The 3,024-nt window shown below is 75.1% G+C and carries 2 protein-coding genes; both read left to right on the top strand.

The window, feature by feature from the left end; genetic code table 11:
- The first annotated feature begins 391 nt into the window (after window positions 1-391).
- Window positions 392-1,690: an aminotransferase class I/II-fold pyridoxal phosphate-dependent enzyme gene (locus tag ABT004_RS36225; RefSeq protein ID WP_351346080.1), complete on the top strand. Its 1,299-nt coding sequence runs from the start codon at window positions 392-394 to the stop codon at window positions 1,688-1,690.
- On the top strand, window positions 1,687-2,742 hold the full coding sequence (locus tag ABT004_RS36230; RefSeq protein ID WP_351346083.1) for an MBL fold metallo-hydrolase: 1,056 nt from the start codon (window positions 1,687-1,689) through the stop codon (window positions 2,740-2,742). The genes ABT004_RS36225 and ABT004_RS36230 overlap by 4 nt, the downstream gene beginning before the upstream one ends.
- Window positions 2,743-3,024 lie beyond the last annotated feature (282 nt).

Here is a 3,024-nt window from a genome sequence, read left to right on the forward strand (position 1 = left end):
GGATTGATAGAACAACCCCCAGCGGCGGCGGGCAATTACACGCCCCTGCGGCGATTGAGCAGCGGGGTCCGGGGCAGAGCCCCGGCCTTCCGGCCCGGCCGACGTTTGAGCCATTCCCGCCCCGCCCACGCTTGAGCCCTTCCAGCCCCGCCGGCGTTTGAGGCGCGGGGTCCGGGGCGGAGCCCCGTGGGCGTGTGACCGGTCGTCTCCCGTCACCCGCCCCCTCCGGGGGCGCCGGCCCGACGGGGTGGCGGCAGCCCGGTGCGGCGCGCCCTATGGACGGCCCCCGCCCCGGCGTAAGCGTGGCGTGGCGCGCGCGGATGCCCGGGGAGGTGTGACGCTGGAGGCAGTGACCACCACCCGTACAGCGAGCGGACGGCACGGAGGCAGCATGCGGCACTCGGAACCCACGGCCAGGACTTCAGGAGCCGGCGCCGCGCGGGCCAGGGCCCCTGAGGGCCGTGGGCCGGTGCGATACGGACCACCGCTGCCCGAGCCCGGCCTCCCGGTACTGCCGGAACTCGCCGCCGTCGCCGCGAGCGCCGCGGGGCGCCCGGACCCGGTGCCGCCCGGCGGGCCGCCCGCCCTGCTCGAAGCGGCTTGCGGCTACTGGGAGCGCCGCGGCCTCGGCACCGAACGCGAGCAGGTCGGCGCGGCGCCCGGCGCGGCCCCGCTGCTGCTCGCCCTCACCGCCGCCCTCGGCGGCGACGTCCTCGTACCCCGCCCCTGTTCGGCCTGGTGGGTGCCGCAGGCCCGGTTCCTGGGCCGCGCCGTGTACCACGTGCCGACGCCCGCCGAGTGCGGCGGCGTCCCCGACTCGACGGCCTTCCTGGAGACCGTCCGCCGGGTCAGGGCCGAGGGTGGCGACCCCCGCCTCCTCGTGCTGTCCGTGGCCGACGACCCGACGGCGACTGTGCCGCCGCCAGAGGTGCTGCACGAGGCCGTGGAGGCGGCCGCCGCCGAGGGGCTGCACGTGGTCAGCGACGAGACGTGGCGGGACACCATGCACCCGGGCGCGGACTCCGTCCTGTTCAGCCCCGCCGAGATGTACCCGCGCGACGTCACCGTCCTCAGCGACCTCACCGGCGCGTACCTGCCGCCCTCGCTGCCCGCGGCCTGCGCCCGGTTCCCCGCCACTGACCTGGGCGCCGCGCTGCACGCCCGCGTCCTCGACTTCCTCACCGCCACCGGTGCGCTGCTCGCGGCCCCGGTCGCGGCGGCGGCCACGTACGTCCTGAACGAGACCGAGGAGATCACCGAACGCCGCCGGGCCGGCGCCGCCCTGCACGCGCGGGTCGCCGGGGCCGCGCACCGCGCCGTGCTCCGTGCGGGCGGCCTCGCCAGGCCGCCGCGGGTCGGCCGGCACCTCTACATGGACCTGGAGGAGCTGCGGCCCCGGCTCGCCGACCTCGACGTCCGCGACTCCCAGGACCTGGAGGACCTCCTCGGCGACCGGCTCGGCATGCCGGTCCCCGGCGGCCACCGCTTCGGCGACGAGCAGGGCGCGCTGCGGGTGCGCCTGTCGACGGGACCGCTGCTCGGGTCAACCCCAGAGGAACGCCGCGCGTCCCTCACCTCACCGGAGCCCTTGGAATTGCCGCACATCGCACGGCTGTTGACCATGGTGGAGTCGACGCTCCGCGCCATCGGCGGGGAACCGGCACGCGAAGGATGGGAGACCGAGCGATGACGCAGGCGTCCGAAGCACCGTCGGCCGTACCGCGGGGCGATGCGACCGCACCCGCGCGGCCCCTCGTCGAGCCGCGGCCGCTCGGCGGGTCGGACACCGGAGTGCCGGACGTACCGCGCCGCTGGCCCAAATCCTTCGCCCAGCGGCTGACCGCACCGCTGCCGGGCCTGCGGTCCTTCGCCAGGTTCGCCCGCGAGGGCGCGCTCCGGCCGCCCGCCGAGAGCCTGGCCGACATCCCGCACCTGCCCTTCGAGCCGGGCCCGCTGCCGCAGGTAGACGCCTGTACGGCGGCCGTCACCTGGGTCGGGCACGCCAGCTGGATCATCCGCATCGGCGGCCTCACGGTCCTCACCGACCCCGTCTGGTCCCGCAAGATCCTCGGCACCCCGGCCAGGGTCACCCCGCCCGGCGTCGCCTGGACCGCGCTGCCGCCTGTCGACGCGGTCGTCATCAGCCACAACCACTACGACCACCTGGACTGGCCGACCGTCAGAAGACTCCCGCGCGACACCCCGGTCCTCGTTCCCGCGGGTCTCGCCCGCTGGTTCACGCGGCGCGGCTTCACGCGGGTCACGGAGTTGGACTGGTGGGAGGCGGCGGAACTGAACGGGGTCCGCTTCGACTTCGTGCCGGCCCACCACTGGTCCAAGCGCAGCCTCGTCGACACCTGCCGCACGCTGTGGGGCGGCTGGGTGCTCACCGACGCCGCGGGGCAGCGGATCTACTTCGCGGGCGACACGGGCTACGGCCGCTGGTTCTCGCAGATCGGCCGCCGTTACCCGGGTATCGACCTGGCGTTGCTCCCGATCGGGGCGTACGACCCGCGGTGGTGGCTGAAGGACGTGCACTGCGACCCGGAGGATGCGGTGCGGGCCGCGCAGGACGTGGGGGCGCGGCGGATGGCGCCGATGCACTGGGCCACGTTCCTGCTGTCGGCGGAACCGGTCCTCGAACCCCTCCACCGACTACGCGCCGCGTGGGAAAAAACGGGCCTGCCCCGCGCCTCCCTCTGGGACATCCCGGTGGGCGCCTCCCGCACCCTGCCAACCTGAGGCCCACCCGTCGCCCCGACCCCGGGGCTCCGCCCCGGCCCCCGCTCCTCAATCGCCGGAGGGGCTGGATTTGGGGCTCCGCCCCACACCCCGCTGCTGCTCAATCGCCGCAAGGGCTTGAAATGGGAACTTCCGCGACTCTTGAAATGGCGACTCCCGCGGGTCTTGGAATGCCGAGCACCGCGGGACTTGATCTGTCGATCGCCGACGGGGGTGGATCCATCAAGCCCCGCCGGCGATTGAGGCGATCTTTCCAGCCCCGCGCCTCAAACGCCGGCGGGG

The sequence above is a fragment of the Streptomyces sp. NPDC002790 genome (genome assembly GCF_040295505.1).
In the GTDB taxonomy this organism is placed as follows: Bacteria; Actinomycetota; Actinomycetes; order Streptomycetales; family Streptomycetaceae; genus Streptomyces.

Coding starts and splice junctions, on each gene's coding strand:
- ABT004_RS36230 (WP_351346083.1), top strand. CDS start 1,687: ATGACGCAGGCGTCCGAAGCACCGTCGGCCGTACCGCGGGGCGATGCG.
- ABT004_RS36225 (WP_351346080.1), top strand. CDS start 392: ATGCGGCACTCGGAACCCACGGCCAGGACTTCAGGAGCCGGCGCCGCG.